The sequence below is a fragment of the Lysinibacillus sp. F12 genome (genome assembly GCF_057773605.1).
This window is the reverse complement of record NZ_JBYMLP010000002.1, coordinates 20,544-40,600: the sequence shown is the minus strand read 5'-3', so window position 1 is coordinate 40,600 and position 20,057 is coordinate 20,544. Positions and strand designations below refer to the sequence as shown.

Annotated in this window: 19 protein-coding genes and 1 pseudogene; 6 read left to right on the top strand and 14 right to left on the bottom strand. The window is 37.6% G+C overall.

Going from position 1 to position 20,057, the window contains the following annotated elements; translation table 11 throughout:
* Positions 1–16: 16 nt before the first annotated feature.
* The 6 genes from AC3CH7_RS07295 to AC3CH7_RS07270 form a co-directional block, all read right to left on the bottom strand.
* A complete protein-coding gene (locus AC3CH7_RS07295) occupies positions 17–1,096 on the bottom strand; it encodes a Ger(x)C family spore germination protein (protein WP_031418179.1) in 1,080 nt (359 codons plus the stop codon).
* On the bottom strand, positions 1,086–2,114 hold the full coding sequence (locus tag AC3CH7_RS07290; RefSeq protein WP_488381648.1) for a GerAB/ArcD/ProY family transporter: 1,029 nt from the start codon (positions 2,112–2,114) through the stop codon (positions 1,086–1,088). The genes AC3CH7_RS07295 and AC3CH7_RS07290 overlap by 11 nt, the downstream gene beginning before the upstream one ends.
* The gene (locus AC3CH7_RS07285; RefSeq protein ID WP_488381647.1) at positions 2,111–3,544 is read right to left on the bottom strand and encodes a spore germination protein; all 1,434 of its coding nucleotides are present in this window, start codon (positions 3,542–3,544) and stop codon (positions 2,111–2,113) included. The genes AC3CH7_RS07290 and AC3CH7_RS07285 overlap by 4 nt, the downstream gene beginning before the upstream one ends.
* 222 nt (positions 3,545–3,766) lie before the next feature.
* The gene (locus AC3CH7_RS07280) at positions 3,767–4,453 is read right to left on the bottom strand and encodes a CAP domain-containing protein (protein WP_012294395.1); all 687 of its coding nucleotides are present in this window, start codon (positions 4,451–4,453) and stop codon (positions 3,767–3,769) included.
* Positions 4,454–4,897: 444 nt separating this feature from the next.
* Positions 4,898–5,800, bottom strand: coding sequence for a CobW family GTP-binding protein (locus AC3CH7_RS07275; protein ID WP_488381646.1), 903 nt, complete (start codon positions 5,798–5,800; stop codon positions 4,898–4,900).
* Between the two features lie 71 nt (positions 5,801–5,871).
* The gene (locus tag AC3CH7_RS07270; protein ID WP_031418171.1) at positions 5,872–7,386 is read right to left on the bottom strand and encodes a lmo1851 family serine protease; all 1,515 of its coding nucleotides are present in this window, start codon (positions 7,384–7,386) and stop codon (positions 5,872–5,874) included.
* A gap of 797 nt (positions 7,387–8,183) precedes the next feature.
* On the opposite strand from AC3CH7_RS07270, the gene AC3CH7_RS07265 reads away from it, so the two are divergent.
* Positions 8,184–8,456 (top strand): hypothetical protein, encoded by a 273-nt coding sequence (locus tag AC3CH7_RS07265; RefSeq protein WP_012294394.1) that lies wholly within the window; start codon positions 8,184–8,186, stop codon positions 8,454–8,456.
* 56 nt (positions 8,457–8,512) lie between these two features.
* Here AC3CH7_RS07265 and AC3CH7_RS07260 read toward each other — a convergent pair whose 3' ends face one another.
* Together AC3CH7_RS07260 and fabZ are read right to left on the bottom strand one after the other, a co-directional pair.
* On the bottom strand, positions 8,513–9,259 hold the full coding sequence (locus AC3CH7_RS07260; protein WP_036168261.1) for a polysaccharide deacetylase family protein: 747 nt from the start codon (positions 9,257–9,259) through the stop codon (positions 8,513–8,515).
* Between the two features lie 857 nt (positions 9,260–10,116).
* Entirely contained in the window at positions 10,117–10,542 is a 426-nt protein-coding gene (fabZ, locus tag AC3CH7_RS07255; protein WP_197223965.1) for a 3-hydroxyacyl-ACP dehydratase FabZ, read from the bottom strand.
* Positions 10,543–10,786: 244 nt separating this feature from the next.
* Here fabZ and AC3CH7_RS07250 point away from each other — a divergent pair, with 244 nt between their 5' ends.
* Entirely contained in the window at positions 10,787–11,404 is a 618-nt protein-coding gene (locus AC3CH7_RS07250) for a LysE family translocator (RefSeq protein WP_012294389.1), read from the top strand.
* A 91-nt stretch (positions 11,405–11,495) separates the two neighbouring features.
* Entirely contained in the window at positions 11,496–11,978 is a 483-nt protein-coding gene (locus AC3CH7_RS07245; RefSeq protein WP_197223966.1) for a DinB family protein, read from the top strand.
* A gap of 130 nt (positions 11,979–12,108) precedes the next feature.
* Here AC3CH7_RS07245 and AC3CH7_RS07240 read toward each other — a convergent pair whose 3' ends face one another.
* Complete coding sequence (locus AC3CH7_RS07240) at positions 12,109–12,273, bottom strand: hypothetical protein (protein ID WP_171821090.1); 165 nt, start codon at positions 12,271–12,273, stop codon at positions 12,109–12,111.
* A gap of 141 nt (positions 12,274–12,414) precedes the next feature.
* On the opposite strand from AC3CH7_RS07240, the gene AC3CH7_RS07235 reads away from it, so the two are divergent.
* Both AC3CH7_RS07235 and AC3CH7_RS07230 read left to right on the top strand, forming a co-directional pair.
* A complete protein-coding gene (locus tag AC3CH7_RS07235; protein ID WP_031418166.1) occupies positions 12,415–13,257 on the top strand; it encodes a copper amine oxidase N-terminal domain-containing protein in 843 nt (280 codons plus the stop codon).
* Between the two features lie 82 nt (positions 13,258–13,339).
* Entirely contained in the window at positions 13,340–13,519 is a 180-nt protein-coding gene (locus AC3CH7_RS07230; protein ID WP_036161610.1) for a hypothetical protein, read from the top strand.
* Between the two features lie 49 nt (positions 13,520–13,568).
* On the opposite strand, the pseudogene AC3CH7_RS07225 reads toward AC3CH7_RS07230, so the two are convergent.
* The 3 genes and pseudogenes from AC3CH7_RS07225 to AC3CH7_RS07215 all read right to left on the bottom strand — a co-directional run bounded on the left by AC3CH7_RS07225 (position 13,569) and on the right by AC3CH7_RS07215 (position 15,330).
* Positions 13,569–13,951: pseudogene (locus tag AC3CH7_RS07225) on the bottom strand (VOC family protein).
* 47 nt (positions 13,952–13,998) lie between these two features.
* Entirely contained in the window at positions 13,999–14,283 is a 285-nt protein-coding gene (locus AC3CH7_RS07220; RefSeq protein WP_481276398.1) for an ArsR/SmtB family transcription factor, read from the bottom strand.
* Positions 14,284–14,859: 576 nt separating this feature from the next.
* Positions 14,860–15,330, bottom strand: a complete 471-nt coding sequence (locus AC3CH7_RS07215) for an Lrp/AsnC family transcriptional regulator (protein ID WP_012294382.1) — start codon at positions 15,328–15,330, stop codon at positions 14,860–14,862.
* 215 nt (positions 15,331–15,545) lie between these two features.
* On the opposite strand from AC3CH7_RS07215, the gene AC3CH7_RS07210 reads away from it, so the two are divergent.
* Positions 15,546–16,412, top strand: a complete 867-nt coding sequence (locus AC3CH7_RS07210) for a DMT family transporter (protein WP_241740631.1) — start codon at positions 15,546–15,548, stop codon at positions 16,410–16,412.
* Positions 16,413–16,439: 27 nt separating this feature from the next.
* Here the strand turns inward: AC3CH7_RS07210 and AC3CH7_RS07205 are convergent, their stop codons facing one another.
* Together AC3CH7_RS07205 and AC3CH7_RS07200 are read right to left on the bottom strand one after the other, a co-directional pair.
* Positions 16,440–19,502 (bottom strand): hybrid sensor histidine kinase/response regulator, encoded by a 3,063-nt coding sequence (locus tag AC3CH7_RS07205; protein ID WP_488381645.1) that lies wholly within the window; start codon positions 19,500–19,502, stop codon positions 16,440–16,442.
* Positions 19,503–19,654: 152 nt separating this feature from the next.
* Complete coding sequence (locus AC3CH7_RS07200; protein WP_036161603.1) at positions 19,655–19,993, bottom strand: hypothetical protein; 339 nt, start codon at positions 19,991–19,993, stop codon at positions 19,655–19,657.
* Between the last annotated feature and the right edge of the window lie 64 nt (positions 19,994–20,057).

Genomic DNA, 20,057 nt, shown 5'->3' with positions numbered 1-20,057 from the left:
TAGGAAAGGCGATTTTTTAACGTAAAACTCCTGTTCGAATGATTTTTACATCCACTTTCGGTTTGAGTAATAAAGAGGAGAATTCTGTATGCCAATCTTCTTCCTTAAACATGTTCGGATGGTAAGCCCGAATATAACGACCAATCCCTAATGTATCAGACTTTTGATTTTGAAGAATCCGCAAGACTTCTTCAAATTCAGCTTGCATTTTTTCCTCTATCATTTGTTGTACGTCCTGAAAAATTTCATCCTTATATAAATGATCGTGCGGAAATTCTTCAACCTCCACATCAATGGTATAGCTCATATCTATTGTTCGCAATTCCTCATTGACAGTCCATTTACGCTTCACCTTTAATACATCGACAGTAATCGGATTGACTTTCCCATCCTTTTGCCACAGATAGCTCATCCGTGCCGCTTTACTTTTTTGATTCATTAATAGCAGCATCGTTAAGGATTGGGACGGTGTTAATACAGTGCCCGTAAAGCTTGGTCCAGTAAATAAACCTAAGCCTCCTGCCACCACATGCTTTTTATCTTCACTAAGTTGAAAATAAGGCAAAGCTATATCAATTGTCTGATCAAAAAGCATCGAACCTACTTCTTGTAAATTGACCTTCGGAAAATAGGTATTATCTTCTGAACTTTCAATAAATCTTTGGTAATAGCTTCCAGCACTATTCGTTAAATCTTTTGTCAAATCTACAAACGGTTTGACATCCCCATCCGTAAGCGCCATTTTAATAGATATAGGATTTTGGGGGTCCCGAAAATAAATATCCAATAATTCATAGATCGATTCTCTCGCTGTATGATCAGAAATTAGAATCGTTGATAGCTCCGATAAATCAAGTGTTTGCTCCACTTTTAAATTTGCATTTGTCCGGACTTCACGGGGTGACAATCCTTCTGCTTCGATAATTTCCGTGTCTTGAGTCATCGAAGTCGGATAGGCATAATAACCTTTATACGCTCCAACATATCCTTCTATCCCTACGAGTGTCACAACGGAAGAGTTTTTATAAAGGCGCTCATCCCAACATCCAGCTAGCAGTAAGAACGACATGGCAATCATTAGCCCTTTACGATACACTTTTTCCCCTCCATTTATTCCAACCGATAATGACTATGGGTAATAAGAAAGTAAAGAAGATAAATACATAGTGTAAGGAATTTTTGATCAACTCAATGCTTCGAAAATGAATGACAAAGAGTGGTAGGATGGCTAGAAAAATATGATACACAATAATACGACTATTTGGATGCTGCTTTTTTTTCACAAAATGAAGCATTCGAAAAGATAGACCAAAAATCATGATGGTGACAATTGACCAAGAAAGCCAAATATAAACGAAAAAAATATCAAGTCGCTTGACAAATGTAACTTCCTGGGATTTTAAAATATACATAATGGGCTCCGGTATGAGGTTGATTTCTTCGATTGAGAAAAACATTTGTGTAAAAAGAACTGAAATAAAATAAAACACAAAAATAACTAGCTGATACATCAATAAGGGCTTTCCTTTTACCTGTAAATCTTTTTGTAAAAATGGTCGGTAAATTAGATACATTTCAATCCCAAAGTACGCATAGATGCTATGAATCAAACCAGCTCCTATTTGTTTTGTATGATTCCATTCTATGGGGAAAAGATTACTCCAAGTTAAATCTGGTATCGCTAGCATTAGAAAAGTGACGAATAGGAAAATAATGGGAATCAACATCACACCAATATTGATGACCGTTCCGGGTCTACTTAAGTTGGCATATAGCGATAGAACAACAATAATGACAACGACTATCCACTCAGGTGTTTGTGGCAATACCCACGATGCCAAAACATAGCTCATATAGGCAATAAACGCAGCAGTCAATAACAGCCAATAGATTTGATAAACCCAACGAAAAAAAACATTTAAATAGAAATACGAATGATACCGTTCAAAAAATAGAAGTAGGCCATAATGTATCACACTCGCTACAATAAAAATTAACCATGAGCTATTTTTACTGGAGCTAATTAACGGCGTTTGAAAGGCGATGTAGACAATACCCGTTTGAAATATAAATAATAGTAAAAAGAACTGCGCCTTCGTCAAGGAAATATTCATGGTGTATCCTCGTTTTTGGCTTGTTCATCCTTTGGTGGTTGGAAAGATGTGACTTGCACGGTCGGCTTGATAAACGGCCAGCGTAAAAAAATTTTCAGCACAGCCTTCGGTTGAAAAGGAATGATAGGCGAAAAATAAGGCTGTTTCAAAGACGTCAAATTAATAAGATGAATGAGTAATATGACAACCCCCACGACAATCCCTAAAAACCCAAACAAAGAGGCTAGCACCATAAAGGGAAAACGTATCATCCGAATGGTACTATTTAATTCAACCGACGGGACAACATAGCTGGAAATAGCCGTTAAGGCGACGACTATTACCATTAAATTGGATACTAATCCCGCACTTACGATAGCATCCCCTATTACTAACCCCCCTACGATTCCAATCGTTTGTCCTACCGATTGTGGTAATCGAATACTTGACTCTCGAATTAATTCCATAATAATCTCTAGAATCAACGCTTCAATCAATGGTCGATAAGGAATTTCATTGACATCGTTTTTCACTTGATTACTTAATTCCAAAGGTAGGACTTCAAAGTGAAAACTAATGATCGCTATATAAAAAGCGGGCAAAAAAACGGCAGTTATAAATGACAGAAGACGAACAATTTTATAAAAAGAACCGACGACAACTCGACCATTATAGTCATCTGGCGTTTGATAGAAAGAAAAAAAAGTAACAGGACCAATGAAAGCCGTCGGTGAAATATCCGTCATGACTACAGCCTTACCCTCTACTAAATTGGCTACTACACGATCTGGATGCTCCGTATTTAACAATTGTGGAAAGGGAGATAATACCGAATCCTCTAACGCATCACTTAATTGACCAGAGCTATAAAAATAATCTATTTGAAGAGCTGCAATCCGCTTCTCCATCTCTTGTAATGTCTCTTGCTTTATTACCCCATCCATATAAAGATAATAGGCTTTTGTTTTCGTTTGTCGACCAATCGTAAATGATTTTACTACCAGTGCAGGATTATTGACACGCCTACGTATTAACGCTAAATTGGTATCCACACGTTCAATCAGACCTTCATGTGAACCGCGCAAAATACTTTCGTTACTCGGCTCTTCGAGATTTCGACGAACTTCATTCACTATAGTAAGTGCCAGCATTTTTCCTGTCTCAGGCAAAATAACGATGGTTTCTCCCTGACATACTCGCTCAATGGCGAGGGGTAATGAAAAATTGTCTAATGTTGTAATTAATGTTTCACTCCAAAAAGGTTTATCGGAATCTAAACGTGCATAAATGGTATCTAGAACTTTTTGCACTTCCTTCGCATCTACAAGAGACGTGTAAAAGCATAAAATAGCAGTATTTCCTTCATGCCAATCTACCTGTCTGACTGTCAAATCAGAGGAATGGTAGAATGCTTTTTGCAGGCTTTTCATCATATATTCCACTCTATCCATAAAACGCCTCCTCTACTTGAGAGTATAAGCATTTTTCGCTTATTTCAAACGCGTTATAGAGGGATTCATCGCCCAAAAAGATGCCCTGACGATATCATCTTGGCATCTTACTGAAAAATATTTTTAGCTGTAACTGTACATCCCCCTTTTCTACCTTCATGCCATCAAAAAAATGCCCTATAAGCCTAGTAGACTTATAAGACATTTTCTTGAACACAACTCTTATTTAGTAATAAATTGTTGCGTCCAGTAATTACCTGATTTCACGTAGCCTACACCAATATGCGTAAACTTACCATTTAAAATATTAGCACGGTGACCAGGTGAATCCATCCACGCTTGCACTACTTCTTGTGGTGAACGTTGACCTTGTGCAATGTTTTCTCCTGCACTTTTATAGGTAATCCCTAAAGCTTTCATACGATCAAATGGTGAACCGAATGTTGGGCTTGTATGTGAGAAATAGTTATTACTTTGCATATCCTGTGATTTTTCGCGAGCTGCCGCCATTAATTTATCATCCGTTTGTAATGGTGATAAACCAGCTTTTGTACGTTCAGCGTTTGTTAATTTTACTACCTCTTGTTCAAATGCGTTCACATCTGAAGTTGTTGTTGAAGGTGTAGAGCTAGCTGGTGGTGTTGCTGGTTTTTCGTTTTGTGATGATTGATTATTGTTTGGCGTTGCTGCCGTATTATTAGTATTTGTTGAAGGCGTCTCATTAGATGGTGTAGATGCCTGCGGGAATTGAATATTCCATTTATGATTGTTAGACCATTTATAATAAACTTTACAGTTTGTTGTTTGCTTTACTGAATTCCCCTCTGTTGTATTTGTAGCAGCAGAAGCTATTTGAATTGGAGCTGCTAAAAGAAATGTTGCACAAATTGCAGTTAGTGTTTTTTTCATGTTTGCAATTCCTCCTTCTATGCCATTTATCGTAAAGGATAATTTTCATTCAATTCTTACCAGCATTTGCTAACTACCCCAACGCGGAAATAAATACGCGAAAAATCTACGTTTTTTTGCTATATTTTTTAGTAGGATTAACCAATCTATGAAATACTTACGTTTGAAAGAGGGTTGACACCCCTTTAAATCTAGCTAATATTATCGTAAATTTGCCCCGAAAGCGAGACCAAAATGTATGCGTTATTCACTGATTCAGTCCCTCTAAATATCCTTATCGAAAGCCCCCAGAATTGTGATATCACTACTTCTAGTGGCTCTTCTCACCATTTATATTACAAACATATTACAGACACATTACATTCTCTTTACATAAAAATAAAAAAACCTGCGTAATCTACACATTGTCTAAATTGTGCAAATATCCACAGGTTTACATTTTCTTTATTGAATGCCAATGACAGGAAGAGATCCTACGTTTTCACCGATAATAACAAGTTTCGCTGGCATTTTTATATATTCCGGTAGCCATTGAACCATGCCATATGCATATTGGAATAGCATTGGATTTTTAACTCCTTCAATCGGTACATATCCTTTCATTCGATAAATTGTTTCAGGTAAGGCACGTACCCATTCTTCAAATTGCTCCTGGGTAAACTCCATATCAGCGAATTCTACTAAGCGCGAGCCAAGTTGCATAGAGGCTATCGGCGCTTTTACAATATCAGCTTTATCCATTTGTGCGGTTGCCTTTAAGCTTTCTAACAATGACAAAGGTACTCGTCCATTTGTCGTTTGCAAAATAAATGCATGGGGATTTAAGCTTTGTAGCTCATAGACTACTTGCCCTTGCTCTGCCTCTGTTAAAAGATCTGTTTTATTCGCTAGTAATAAGTGAGCATGGCGAATTTGTTCCATAAATAGAGAACGTACTTGTGGTGTCAGAGTATCACGGTGAAGCCATAGCTTAGAATCTGCCACTGTAACAATGCCTTTGACATTAAGCTGATCAGCAAACAATGGTGAATACACCGCATCTAATGCCTCAACTGGATGAGCAGCACCAGTTGTTTCAATTATTAATACATCAAAATCACTATCTAATAGAAGAGATTGAATTTGTGCCTCCGTCTTTTCAGCACCTGAACAGCAAATACAGCCTTCTAGCATCTCTTTGAGTGGAATATCCTTTTCCACGGCCTGTGAGTCAAATGGTAGCTTGCCAAGTTCATTCATAATAACGGCGGGCTTTAAATTTTTTTCTTTTAGTTGGCGAATTACATCTGTCAGCATTGATGTTTTGCCACTCCCTAAAAAGCCACTAAATAGGTATACATCCTTCATTCTCTTCTTCCTCCTATAAAAAAAGCTGTCGCAGATGCCGTGAAAGACGACTGTTGCGACAGCTGTATTTGTTAGTTTGTAGTTTCCTCAGCCTTTTCAGCTGTACCTAATAGAAGCTCTTTCGCTTTTAACAACTGAGGATCATCAGCTTTCATTTTTGCACGTAACGCATCCATTAATGCATACGTTGTATTTCCTGTTAAAACACCTGTCTCTTCAAGATTATTCGCAGCTTGTAATTGTTCTACTGCACGCGCTGTATTGTCATCGAAAAGACCATCTACTTCACCAGGTTCATACCCTAGTACTTGAAGCATCTCTTCTGCCGCCTTCACAGTGTCTGATTGCATACCTGCCTTCATTTCCATAGAAGCGTTCAAGTATGGTAACGAGGCATATGATGGGTAAGCAACCTTAACATCAGGAGTAATCCCTTTTTCATTAATCCAGTTACCGTTCGGCGTTAACCATTTACCTGTAGTAAATTTCAGATTAGAGCCGTCCTTCAACGGAGTGACATTTTGGACTGTGCCTTTACCAAAGGATGTTTCACCAACCACCTTTGCACCAACAGATTCTTTTAAGGCACCAGCTAAAATCTCAGAGGCAGAAGCACTACCACCATCAACTAGAACAGTGATTGGTAAATCGTATTTTTTACCAGCAATCGCATTTGTGACTTCTGGTTCTGCATCTTTTTCTTGTACCTGCACAATGGCTTTGCCTTCTGGTACAAATAAATTAGAAATATCCACTGCAGCCTTTAAGTAGCCACCAGGATTTTGACGTAAATCTAAAACAATCCCCTTCATACCTTTGCCTTCGTACTCAACAAGGATTTTTTCAAGCTCTTGAGCAGTTTGTTCACTAAACGATGTAATTTGAATATGGGCAATATTGCCATCAAGCATCTCACCGTATACAGTTTCTACTGGGATTTCATCACGAACAATAGTCATTTGTATAGGCTCAGTATTTTCGCCACGTTTCACTGATAATTTTACAGATGTTCCTTTTTCGCCGCGAATTAACGCAACTGCTTCTGTAGCACTGAAGCCTTGAATGCTTTTCCCATCGACCGTTAAGATGATATCTTTTGGTAATAAGCCTGCCTTTTCAGCAGGAGAATTTTTGATCGGTGACACAACTGTAATATAACCATTACGTTCTTGAATTTCTGCACCAATTCCTTGGAAGCTTGAAGATAAACCAGAGTTAAATTGGTCTGCTTCTTCCTTCACCATAAAATCAGAGTACGGATCGCCTAATGCATCGAACATGCCATTAATAGCACCATCAACTACTTTTTCATCCTCAATATCTTTGTAATAGTTATTTTTCAGTAAATCAAATGCTTCATATAATTTCGTAAATTCCTCACGTTCTACAGGAACTTTCACTTCTACCACTTTCTTATCACCAAATGTTAACGCAAAAATCGTTAAGCCGGCAGTAATAAGAATTGTAAAGAACATTAGCATGATGAATTTAAACGGTTTTAATTGTATAAATTGTCCTGCTGGCTTGATTTCAGCAGGCGTTGGCTCTTGCTGCTGCTCTGTACTTTCTTTTTTCTGTTCATCCATCTTGATTGTCACCACTCTCATATACACTAACTTGTTGTCACACTATTACCATCTTAACAGGTTATACAGAAGACGAAAAGAAAAAGACTGTCCAAATTTTATGACAGACCTTGTCTGATCATGCTTCCAACCATCTAGCATCCTAATGCTCATGAATCCATTGTTCCCTATAAAAGCTTTAGGTATATAATGGTACTGCCTTCTAATTTTACTCATTTCCTAGTAGCAGTCAACTAAAAAATCAATTGACTCATAGAAATACTATAAGAATATAACGTGCCAATGACTCAAAAAGTTTCAAATCATGGACATTTTTTTACACAGGTACTCCTAATACTGTGCTGAAGCTTTTTATAGACCGAATGAACCGTTAATCGGTGAAAAGAAATAAGCTGTCCATTATAGATGACAGAGAAGACCTCATAGGGTGGCGGCGATTTCTCCATCAACTTTTCCATGCTTTTAATCTTGAACCAGGTCAACTGAGAGGCATAGCTTGCTGGCTGCGACTAAGACGTTTTCCGTCGTAACTTCCACATATAAGAAAGCCTACTAATCGTTTATTCCAATTAACAGGGAAATGCAGGAACCCATTTTTCTTGCTCCTTCAATAACAGCCTATTCAGCCCAACAATTGTCTATCCATCTCAACGATCTCTATATATGTCAATGACCGCTCCTCCAATATGTTGTCGTTCTGTTAATTTTACCATTTCCTGTGAATCAATTAAATCGTTCTCCTTTTCTCTTCCTCACGCATATGATGCAAGTAATGACAAACATAAGGAGGAAAAATAATGGGAAGAAATAATAAGCCCAATCAAAACAATGATTCCCTAGAAATTTATGCAGCTAAGTTAGCTTATATTGGTACTGCCATTTCAACACTAGGAGATGGCCTACAGACTATTGCATCAGGTCTCGCACTAGAGGCACTTGTCAACGCTAATAAGGATACTTCTCAAAATAATAATGGAGACAGTCAGTCGAACGTTCAAATTGATACTATGCAGAAGCAAATTGATTACTTAATTAGTGAGCTGAAGCACATCAAAAAATTGTTAAAATAACCTTTACATAAAGAGATAGCACCATAAAAAGTAGTGTTGAAAGAAGACTCTCAACACTACTGTTTTTTTTCCATTTTTTTATGCGCCATCTGCACTTCAAGCAATTCTGAAACCGTCACAAATCGATAACCCTGTTTTTCAAGCTCCGGTAATATTTGCTCCAGTGCCTTCACAGTTTGTGCTCGGTTACCTCCACCATCATGGAATAACACAATATTACCTGCCTTTACTCCTTTTAATACGGTATTCACTATTCGATTAACTCCTGGACTTTTCCAGTCAAGCGTATCCAAATGCCAGGACCACATCACCACTTTATAGCCCTCTTTGGCAATTGCATCTATCATTGCATCGGAGAATTGCCCTTCCACCGGACGGAATAATGTTGGTTTAAAGCCGGTAATGCTGTAAAGAGTTGCATTGGTTTGATCAATTTCCTTCATCAAATTCGAGACATTTGTTTTTAAAGGATGCGTATAGGTGTGGTTGGCCAATTCATGCCCTTCATCGTACATTCTCGAAATAAGCTCAGGGTTTTTTTCTGCATTTTGACCGACAATGAAGAAAGTGGCTTTTGCTTGATATTTATCCAAAACATCCAGAACATCCGCTGTGTAGGTGCGATGTGGTCCATCATCAAAAGTAAGAGCAATGATTTTCTCCTCCGTTTGGATTTCCCATAGTATTTGCCCCGCTTCTTCATAATACTTTCTCCCTTTATTGTCATAAGTACTCGCCTTGACATAAAAAAATGACACCGTAACCAAACAAAGTGGCAGTAAAAACAGTAATACTTTTTTCAAATCTTCACGTCCCCAAAATTTTTTTCGTACTTTATTATTTGAGGAATTCGCAAAAAAATGCTTACGTTTCAATAAATAATAAAAATGCATTTTACCATAACTGAGAGATAATGGCCGTGAAGATAGGTTTTCCAACAACACCAAAATCTTCTAAATTAAGCTCGTCCATCATAATAAGATTTCGACTATAGGCATTTTGATAGCCTTCGCTTTGACCTATTAGACTTGGTCTTATGTAGACTATGGTGAAGCGTTAAACAGCTTTTTGATAAACCATTGGACCATTTATTCGAGTCACGATGTTCTGGCGTTTTAAGAGGCTAAAAATGTAAATGTTCAATGATGCTCTGAATAATGCTCATCTTCATTTTGATAAGTTGTAAAATATCGCAAATACTACATTTGGACAAGCCATTTAAAACGGAAGCAATCAACATAAAAATGGACAAAATGACCCCGCTCAATGTTATAGAAATTGGCTTTAAACGCATAATTTGATACGCCTGCTGCCATAAAATACGGATTATATAGCCTTAGCTCTATAGCTTTGTATATTGTTGATGAAAAAAAAAAAAAATAGCACTGATAGATAGCTCGATGGCGTTTTTTATGGTGAATCTGTTTATGCTTTTTTGTACAAATCGATCACAAAAATCATTATCCAATGCATCCTCAGCCCTTAACAGCCCTTCTTTTCGTTCAAAAACAGCGACCCAAACCCCTCTTTCTCTCATAAATGTACTATATGAAAGAAAGTTAGTGGTGTAATGCGCTTAGAGGCATCTAATGACCATTTTCACAAAGAAGCTTCAGCTATAAGCGCTGTACATGGCAAAATTGTCCCTTCATTGCGTACATTAATTACCAAACGCGAACACAAGCTCCATTTCACAAACCATTTCTCCATCAACTGTCGCGAGTCCCTTCCCTTTACCGATTGAGCCTTTTATGCGTGTAATTTCAACTTCAAGTCGTAATTGATCTCCAGGTTTCACTTGTTTTTTAAAGCGACATTCATCTATTCCTGCCAGTAATCCTAGTCTTCCCTCATTGCCTTCCTTCGTCAGCATGATTACAGCGCTAACTTGGGCTAATGCCTCCACAATGAGCACACCTGGCATTACAGGATACTGAGGAAAATGTCCATTAAAAAACTCCTCATTGATGGTCACATTTTTAAGACCTATCGCACGTTTCCCTTCCTCTAATTCCACAATGCGATCTACTAAAAGGAATGGATAGCGATGTGGCAAAATTTCTTGAATTTGTTGACTAGTTAACATGAAGATACCTCCCATTTTTTAATGACCTAATTCTATCATTAAATATTATTAGTTGGTACTAATAATATCGTTACATGCATAAAAATTCCATTCAATCTGAATAAACCACCTCGTTCAAATATTTTCTGAATATTTTTTCATTCCTTTTTCAATATTTCTTTATCGACAGTTCTATAGTCACTAGAATATAATATGTCATGCATTCACCCTAGAATGATTAGTTTATTAGAATAGGATGGTAAGCATGTTATCTTTTATCGCAATAGTTCTTTTATTATTTTTAATTCCAGGACCTGCAGTTATTATCACCATTACACAAACGCTAAAAAGTGGTAAGAAAAACGGCATTTACACAGCCTTAGGTATCGGCCTCGGTGACTTAGTCCATACGTTAGCAGCCGTTTTAGGTCTATCAGCTATTTTAATGCAATCTGCCACAGCCTTTGAAGTGGTGAAATATGTTGGTGTAGCTTATCTTGTATATTTAGGGATACAGATGCTTGTTACGAAACCGAAGAAAATTGAACAACCTACTGTGGAACAAAGCCCTGCGAGTACATCATTCCGCCAAGGCTTTTTAGCAGAAATACTAAATCCAAAGACGGCCTTATTTTTCCTTGCCTTTTTACCACAATTTATCCAGCATAATGAGACATCTATTACAGTCCAGCTGCTGACACTTGGCATTACTTTCGTAGTAATGAGCGCGTTGTATACTATTTTACTAGCTGTTGTGACAAGCTTTATCGGTGAAAAAATCTTTACAAAAGCAAGTGGCAGCTCCCGTTGGCTTGAAAAAACAGTTGGCTTTGTCTATATCGGTCTCGGTGTAAGACTAGCTTTGCAAACACAAAGTAAATAAATGTGACTAGAAGAACCCTCATCAGAGTTCTTCTTTTTTTTGCAGGAAATTAGGTGAAAATAGCTAATACATACTTAAAGGAGGTTTTACAATGTATCAGCGACAAGAAAATTTATTTCAACAACTACAGCATTACCGGAGCGAGCTACTACAAGTACTAGATGATGTAACAGAGGAAAAGGCCCATATCATTCCAACTGGCTTCCGCAATAATATCCGCTGGAATATGGGCCATTTATATCTTGATCAATATTTATGGATAGAGGCTCTAACGAAAGAAAAACAAGAGGAATTAAATTCTTTCGTTCACTGGTTTGGGTTCGGCACCTCACCTGATGATTTTGATGAAAATACGCCATCTTTTGAGGCATTAAAAATATTACTGGCACAGCAGCCAGAACAGCTAAAGGAACAATATGGTCATCGACTTATGGAAGAATTTTCCCCTATTGAGATGGGCATGCAAACCATTGAACAAGTGTTATGGCGGACTATTTTCCATGAGGGCATGCATATACAGGCTGTCTTAACGATTCATCGGATTCTAAAGGAGTCTCAGCAGGAAGCTTCTTAAAATCCTTTTGCCACTTAAGGGTGATTGACATCAACCAATATTCTATCTATCTTTATCAAGCAACTATAGGATTTTTATGTAAAATATAACAAGCTTATAGATCAACATAATCTATAAGCCGTGACGCCTCTTACTGTTTCGGTGTATTAGCTGTCAAAGGATTCGCATTAGCTACTAATTGAACAGGTGTTGTCGTTTGTTGGTAGCTATCCTTCTGTCCTTGACTTGATTTCCCGTAACCTTTCATAGCAGCGAACAATGCTGCACCTACTATGCCCCAAGTTAAAAACTTCACAAAAAAACCTCCTTTCACGATTAGTATTCGATTTCAAAACCGGTTTATACACTGTTAAAAATTAATAAATAGTAAACTATCACAATCGTAATTGAATTTTATGGTAAAATAAGGTCGTAAAAATAAAGGAGGATAATTTCCATGAAAAAAATCTTTACAGGCTTATTATTAACCTCTGTATTATGGACAGCTTCCCCTGCTGACGCAGCAACACCTCAGCTTATGATTGACGAAGTTGTTGTGAAAACAGATGCAGCACCTGAGGTCAAAAACAATCGTACCATGGTACCTTTGCGAGTAATTAGTGAAAATCTAGGTGCACAGGTTCAATGGAAGGATTCACAAATTACTCTTACCATGAACCAATCAACTGTTTTGTTAACATTAAACAGTCAGACCGTCATGAAAAATGGTAAGGCCGAGCACTTGGATGCAACACCATATCTTAAAAACAATCGTACTTATGTACCGCTTCGCTTTATTGCGGAAACATTCGGCAGTCAAGTTGATTACAAACAAAGTACTGTCACTATTGCCACTAAGCCATTATTATTAAACAATCAAAAAATCAAGGCCCTTCACTATGAATATCACATGACGATGGGTGGCATTATTCAAGAAATGAAGGGCAATAGCTATCATCACGCTATGTTCAAGATTTTTCAGCAAAAAGGAGCTAAAGTAGAAGCTCCTAAAGACTATTCTTGGCAATTAAATCTGGACGTACCTGGATCTTATTATAAGCTTGGACAATATGATTTTTTAAACGCTGACAATAAAAGTGTTCAGCAGTTCGATATGTACTCATTAAATCAGGCATTCCCGGATGAATTATTAGAAGGTTATCCTACTGTTCTTCTCCATGATGTTAGTAATGATAGTTGGTATATATTCTCAGATATTAACAAGGAGTCTATTCAAAAGCTTATTAATGCGGCCACTAACAACGGATTCAACAAAATTATTAGCAACACCGTTGCTTAAAAAATAACAGTAAACTAAACATATTCTGTATGAAAATGTGCAAAATATTCATATCAACGATTTATGGATGGAGGTTTGCCTCATGCAGAAATTACTGTCATTTAGTTTGGTATTATTTTTATTATTTGCTTTATCAGCCTGTTCATCAGAGGAAGCGCCACCAAGCGAAGAAGCTGAAGCTAAAGAACAGACCGTGAATGCACAACCAAAAGAAAACCTCGACTTGTTAAATGTTGACCGAGGTTTAGCAATACACAAATAAATAAAAAAAGCGTGTTTGGACTAGACTCTAAACACGCTTTCAATATGAATTATTTTTGGATAATCTGAATAAGATTGCCACAAGTATCATCTAAGACCGCTATTGTGACCGCTCCCACTTTTGTTGGCACCATCGTAAATTCTACGCCTTTTTCTAATAATTGCTTGTATTCTTCGTGAATATCTGCTATACCAAACATCGTGGCAGGATACCCTCAGCAAATATTCTCTTTTGGTAATCCTTTGCGGCAGGATGTTCATCCGGCTCCAGTAAAAGCTCAGTTCCTTCTAAATCATTTGGCGATACAAGCGTCAGCCATCTATGTTTTCCTAATGGTTCGTCTTCCTTTTTTACAAATCCAAGCTTTTCTGTATAAAATGACAATGCCTTTGCTTGGTCTGTTACAAAAATACTGTTCACAATAATGTTCATTTGAATAGCCTCCTCTGCTAGTTAGCAACTTGCTTGCCTCCACCTGTTCATGTTCGTAAAATTATTCTACCCACTCTTTCAATAAGTGGCTCATTGTAAAACATAACAATTCGGTAGTTGCCCTTCCTCATGAAAGTGACAAGCCCGGTCCCCACCAAAACAACAAGATGTTTAGCAATTGCTTGTCTCTTTATGGAAAGCTCATACTTCAAAAGTAGACGAACCGTGAGCTCATACAAGGTCATTTCATTTCGTTCACATAGTTCATCTATGATAAGCCTCCTAGTCAAGTTCGCAAGTGCTTTAAATATAGCATCTTTGTCCCATTTCATAAAACGAGTATAGACAACTTTTTTTGCCCTCTTTTTAAATTTTTTAGCGTCTATCATTTGCAAAAACACACAAAAAAAGCTGTCCCCGACACGTTTTTTAGAAAACCTGTCGAGGACAGCTAAGTCTTATAATCACCATTAAAGCACATGGCGTTAGTCGTGCACTATCACATTAAAGAAAAGCTACCAAATGGATATCTGTTGCAATGCTTATTCACTAGGGCAATTTTGCAAAATTGTACAACTGCTCATTATTCACGCTTTAGATATTCACAACATCAGCTAAAATACGCCAAACCGCTAAGCCAAATAAAATGTCGTCTTGTGTTGTTATCATTATCTACATATTTGTCGTAATGCGATGCGACTATTCAATTTCTGGTATAGTGCTTGGTTTGCTGGGTTTAAACCAGCAATGTTAACGCTTATTCGTTGTCCTCCCAACTAGGAAATAATTTCCACAATTGCACCATGGACATTCAAAACGAAACAGGTATTAGTAAATCCATGTGAGTAAAAGCTCTCATGAAGAGGAACACAGCAAGCATGAGTAGAACACTCACACTTGCTGTATTTTTATAAGGGTAACACCGTGGAATATTTGATTTCCCGTAACGATAAATTTGTTTGAATTCTAGAGATCCCTAACTTATTTAATTTCCGAATAAATCGATTCAATTCTTGTCGATCTCGAATGACGATTTTTAATAAGTAATCATAGGCACCTGTTAAACAATGACATTCCAATATTTCTGTCATCGTTTTTAAGCTCGTTTCCAATTCTTCTATTTCCTTCGCTTGATGGATATCCGTACTCATAAAAACATAGCACAGTAAATCAAATCCTAGTTTTTCCTGATTTAAAATAGCAACTTGCTGATCGATGTATCCTTCGTTTTCCAATCGTTTGACTCTTGTATGTGTCGCTGGTGGCGATAAGTTTACACGTCTAGCCAATTCGGCATTACTAATATGAACCTCTCTCTGCAAAATATCTAAAATTTGAAGATCCATACTGTCTAGACCTTTCGTTTTGCTATCCTCCATAGCTGTGTCCCCTTTCGATTATTTTTCGTTATGTATTTACGAAGCTATTTTTCCGAAGATTATTTTTATAAAATCACAATAACTTTAGTTTATTTCAAATAAAATCACTTTCACAAAATATTATACAGTCAATTCACAATTAATGCTATGATTCTTAGTATACATAAAGGTAAAAGAGGGTGTTACGAGCTTTGGTTAAATTGTATATAGGTCTAATGCTTATCACAAGTTTACTGTGGGGTGGAAATTTTGTTGTTGCCAAGACGCTTGTTGCACATGCATCACCTTTGACATTGACAACGGTCAGATGGTTAATTGCTGTCATTGTCCTTGTTCCTTTAGTTTGGTGGAAAGAAAAAAAATTAGTTCCTCCAAAACAAGCCATTGTTCCGTTAATGTTGATGGGGGTTACTGGGGTTGCTTTCTTTAATATCTTTCAATTTTTAGCATTGGAGCGTACGACATCTACTAATGCTGGGCTTATCTCTACTATGAATACAATATCCATTGCCCTGTTTTCGTTTGTCTTGCTTAAAGAAAAAATAACAAAGTGGCAGTTATCGGCAATGATTTTATCCTTGTTCGGAGTAGTTCTCGTTCTTTCAAAAGGAGATTGGCAGCTATTGCTGGATTTCCAGTTCAATACAGGTGATTTATGGATGTTGGCAGCCGTGTGTGTTTGGGGACTGTATTCCGTCTGTAGTAAATGGGCTATGCAAACAACCTCACCATTAATGGCTACCTTTTATGCAGGAATATTTGGTGTGCTGATGCTCCTACCATTTACGAGCACAGATTTCACCTTCACAAATGTCAATACATCTTTCATTCTTTCCATGCTATATACGGGTATTATCTCAACCGTTGTTTGTATGGTATTTTGGAATATCGGTTTACAGAAGCTAGGCGCGACAACATCGGGGATTTTTTTAAACTTCAATCCAATTTTCACCGCCCTTCTCGCCTATTTATTTATTGGAGAAAATATGTCTTGGCTTCAGGGAATTGGTGGACTTATCGTCATTGTGGGATGCTATTTATTCACTCAGTTTAAAGCAAAAGTTCCGCAGGCGATTATATAAAGAAAAAATGCATGGCACACTGAAGTGTCATGCATTTTGTTTTACAGGCTTCTTTACAAGAACCACAAAAGAAACAGCCGTTCCTTCATGAAGCTTACTCGTAATGTGCAATCCTTGTCCGTAATGCTGTTGAAGACGAAGATGGGTATTCATTAAGCCAATGCTTCCGGATGGCTGTCGTTTTGTCTGAAGCAACTGGGACAATCGTTGTTCATCTATGCCAACACCATTGTCCGAAACCGTAATTTCAAGTTGTGATTCACTTTCATAAATCCGAATATGGATCGTTCCCCCTTCTGTACGTTTTAAAATACCGTGCTGTAAGGCATTTTCAACTAAGGGTTGAATCGTTAATGATGGAATAAGCACATCTGTAGATGCCTCTAAATCCCATTTAACCTGAATACGATCGCCGAAGCGCTCCTGCTGAATATAGAGATAAGCTTGAATTAACGTAAGTTCATTTTCTAACGGCACAAGTGCTTCAACATTTTGAAAATTATAGGATTCTCTTAAAAAATCACTGAGTGCCTCTACTAATCTACTTGTTCGCTCACTATCCATTTCACTCAACGTTAAAATGGCATTTAACGTATTAAAAAGAAAATGAGGCTCAATTTGTGCCTGCAGCCAAGCAGCCTCCATACGATGACGCTCCTGTATAGATCGCTTCACCTTTATTAAAGCCGCTACTCGTGATCGTAGCTCTAGGGCATCGACAGGCTTGGTCACATAATCATTTGCACCTGCTAAAAAACCATTTTCAAGATCCTGGGGTTGACTACGCGCTGTCAGTAATAATACAGGTAAATCGGTGATGGAGAATTGCTTCCGAATAAGACGAACTAATTCGTACCCTGACATTTTCGGCATCATCACATCTGAAATAACTAAATCCCACTCGTGTGACTGAATACATACTAGCGCTTCTATACCACTTGTCACCGTAACAATGTCATACTGTTCATTCGCTAAAATGGTCTCAACGACCCGCAAATTAATAGGCTCATCATCCACTACCAATATACGCGGATGATTAAACTCCGTACTCTGTTCATGTTCCAAGTCAGTTTGTAAAGGTGTTATGCGCTCTGGAATCTTGCTAACACTTTGTCGTCCCTTTTCAAGTGGCTCTTGGACATTCGATTCAACCGCTAAGGGCAATGTAAATGTAAAGGTCGAGCCTTGTCCAACAATAGATTGGGCTTTCAATGTACCGCCATGCAATTCAATGAGCCGCTTACAAATGTTTAGTCCTAGCCCAAACCCTCCTTCTACCATAGTTTTACTGATCGTCCCTTGCTCATATCGTTCAAATATTCGACGCATGGTTTCATCGTCCACACCAATGCCTGTATCCGTAATGACGATGTTCGCCATTCCATTGCGTGTATAACTCGAGATTGTAATCGACCCTTCATTCGTAAATTTCACAGCATTATGCACTAAATTAAAGACAATTTGAATCACACGATTTTCATCAGCTAGCACTCTTTGAAAATCTTCAGGTATTTTCAGGACAAACTGAACAGGCTTCCCCTCAATCATAAAGCGCAGCATATCAAAAACACCCACAGCAATGGAATGGATGGAAACCCTACTTAGTTGTAATTGTTGTGTATTGTCTTTCAAACTTACGACATCCAGCAAATCATTTAACAACAAAGACATCCGATTACCTACGGACAGGACAGTTTCTAAATCAGTCACACTTTTTGCAGTTAACCGATTGGCTTCACGATCAAGTACCGCTTTGGACATATTGATGATGCTATGAAGTGGATTCCGTAATTCGTGAGAGGTACTTGCCAAAAATTCATCCTTAATTTTATCAGTCTCTTGCAATTTATGAGCAAGCTTCTTCGTATCGGCATGTACCTTTGCGTAATCTTTAAACCACAATGTCGCTAAACAGGCAATTGTCACCATCAAATCAAATGGATAAGAAATGACTTTAATTCCTGTAATCAGCAGCATGACATCCCAAAGGATACTATTCACAAAAGCCACTAGGCCTAATAAAATAAAGACATTACTGCGAATATCTTTGATGGATTTTCCGGTCATCAAAATCAAAGTAATCACTATGGGAGCCCCTAAAATAACCATATAAAAAGCTTGTATGGAAACAAGATAACGTATCGGTAAAGTAAAGGCTAATAGGATTGCCACCAAGCAGAAAAAAGTGTACATCCGTTTATAGTGCTGTAAATGTGGCGGTAGCCAGTGCTCTATACACTGCAATAACGAGTAGCCAATGCCTACCATAGAAAGATGGACTAATATAAATCCCCAATCATAATTGATGGGAAACCAAAATGAAAGAAGTTTATCATCACTTCCTAATAAATAATAAAACATGATATTTACGGTTAAGATCGAAAAGAATAGTAGGCGTTTATCTTTATTTCCAACTAAATAGAGGATAACAGAGTAAATGGCATGCAGGACCAAGACCACTGCCACGAATAACTGCATCGTGATGGACAATTGTGTCTCCCGATTGATCACATCTTCTTGTCCAAATTTTATAGAGCGTACAATTCCCCCATTACGAGGATCTTGAAAGTTGGCTACTTGAATGACCAGTTCGATTTCACTTTCACCATTTATCTCAAATGATGCTGTAAAGGGTATATTTTTAGCCATTGTTTGCGCTCGATTTTCACCTAGCTCTCCTGATTTCGCAATTAAGCGGTCGTTTACATATATTTCTGCAGCACTGCGAATACTTGGAACTCTTAAACTAAAGGTTCTTGCCTCTTCTGTATTAACCAGTATTTTTAGTTGATAAGAGCCGTATCCAAATGGGCTTTGCTCTCCTTTCCGAAAAACGTTGTCCCAACCATCTGGGACTTGTATGTATGAGTGGTTGGAGGATTGATGATCCATCAACCACTGTGATGGATGGAAGGACCATTCGCCATCAAGTGTTAATGCATCATGTTGAAAATCAAAATCACGGACATCGATTTGCCCCTTTATTGCAGATGGTTGATCTGGCTGCGTAAATGAATGGAGCCACAACATACGAGAACCTGTTAACAACACTATAAATAATATAATGATAGCCATAATTCTATGTTTCATAGTGAATGACCATAACACCTCCTAAATCTAAAATGGTAGAGTGATTCAATAACCACCTATTCTACCAACTCAACTTATACAGAATCTGAACAACCCATTTTGCCCTAAAAAAAACAAGACAGTCTAGAGACTATCTTGATTTCCCATAAATACTATATCTTCTGCGGTGGTATGATGCCTGTAACAAGTAAGATAAAGAATACCAAACCTATCAGTACGAATAGTAGTGATGCTATAAATACAGGACCTGCTTTAAACTGAAATCGATCTCGCTCCTGGATGATGCCTGTTATGGCTCCAGATTGTGCTGCAAAAAACCTTGACATAGCTCCTCCACTACTTGTAAAGTAGAGCGTTCCTAATGTAAAGGCAGCCCCTGTGAAAAACATAACCTCAATAAATCTGACAGAAAATACGGAGGCAATCCAATAAGTTAGGACGAATTCTATCATAAATGCAATAACCATCATAATAAAATATTTTCGGTTCATTAAAAAACCCCCCTCTCTTTTCAATTTACGAAAATTATTGGTAAAGTTTTCATTTTTCATGAAA

Coding starts and splice junctions, on each gene's coding strand:
- AC3CH7_RS07290 (WP_488381648.1), bottom strand. CDS start 2,114: ATGAATATTTCCTTGACGAAGGCGCAGTTCTTTTTACTATTATTTATA.
- AC3CH7_RS07285 (WP_488381647.1), bottom strand. CDS start 3,544: ATGGATAGAGTGGAATATATGATGAAAAGCCTGCAAAAAGCATTCTAC.
- AC3CH7_RS07280 (WP_012294395.1), bottom strand. CDS start 4,453: ATGAAAAAAACACTAACTGCAATTTGTGCAACATTTCTTTTAGCAGCT.
- AC3CH7_RS07275 (WP_488381646.1), bottom strand. CDS start 5,800: ATGAAGGATGTATACCTATTTAGTGGCTTTTTAGGGAGTGGCAAAACA.
- AC3CH7_RS07270 (WP_031418171.1), bottom strand. CDS start 7,386: ATGGATGAACAGAAAAAAGAAAGTACAGAGCAGCAGCAAGAGCCAACG.
- AC3CH7_RS07265 (WP_012294394.1), top strand. CDS start 8,184: ATGGGAAGAAATAATAAGCCCAATCAAAACAATGATTCCCTAGAAATT.
- fabZ (WP_197223965.1), bottom strand. CDS start 10,542: ATGTTAACTAGTCAACAAATTCAAGAAATTTTGCCACATCGCTATCCA.
- AC3CH7_RS07250 (WP_012294389.1), top strand. CDS start 10,787: ATGTTATCTTTTATCGCAATAGTTCTTTTATTATTTTTAATTCCAGGA.
- AC3CH7_RS07245 (WP_197223966.1), top strand. CDS start 11,496: ATGTATCAGCGACAAGAAAATTTATTTCAACAACTACAGCATTACCGG.
- AC3CH7_RS07235 (WP_031418166.1), top strand. CDS start 12,415: ATGAAAAAAATCTTTACAGGCTTATTATTAACCTCTGTATTATGGACA.
- AC3CH7_RS07230 (WP_036161610.1), top strand. CDS start 13,340: ATGCAGAAATTACTGTCATTTAGTTTGGTATTATTTTTATTATTTGCT.
- AC3CH7_RS07220 (WP_481276398.1), bottom strand. CDS start 14,283: ATGAAATGGGACAAAGATGCTATATTTAAAGCACTTGCGAACTTGACT.
- AC3CH7_RS07215 (WP_012294382.1), bottom strand. CDS start 15,330: ATGGAGGATAGCAAAACGAAAGGTCTAGACAGTATGGATCTTCAAATT.
- AC3CH7_RS07210 (WP_241740631.1), top strand. CDS start 15,546: ATGCTTATCACAAGTTTACTGTGGGGTGGAAATTTTGTTGTTGCCAAG.
- AC3CH7_RS07205 (WP_488381645.1), bottom strand. CDS start 19,502: ATGAAACATAGAATTATGGCTATCATTATATTATTTATAGTGTTGTTA.
- AC3CH7_RS07200 (WP_036161603.1), bottom strand. CDS start 19,993: ATGAACCGAAAATATTTTATTATGATGGTTATTGCATTTATGATAGAA.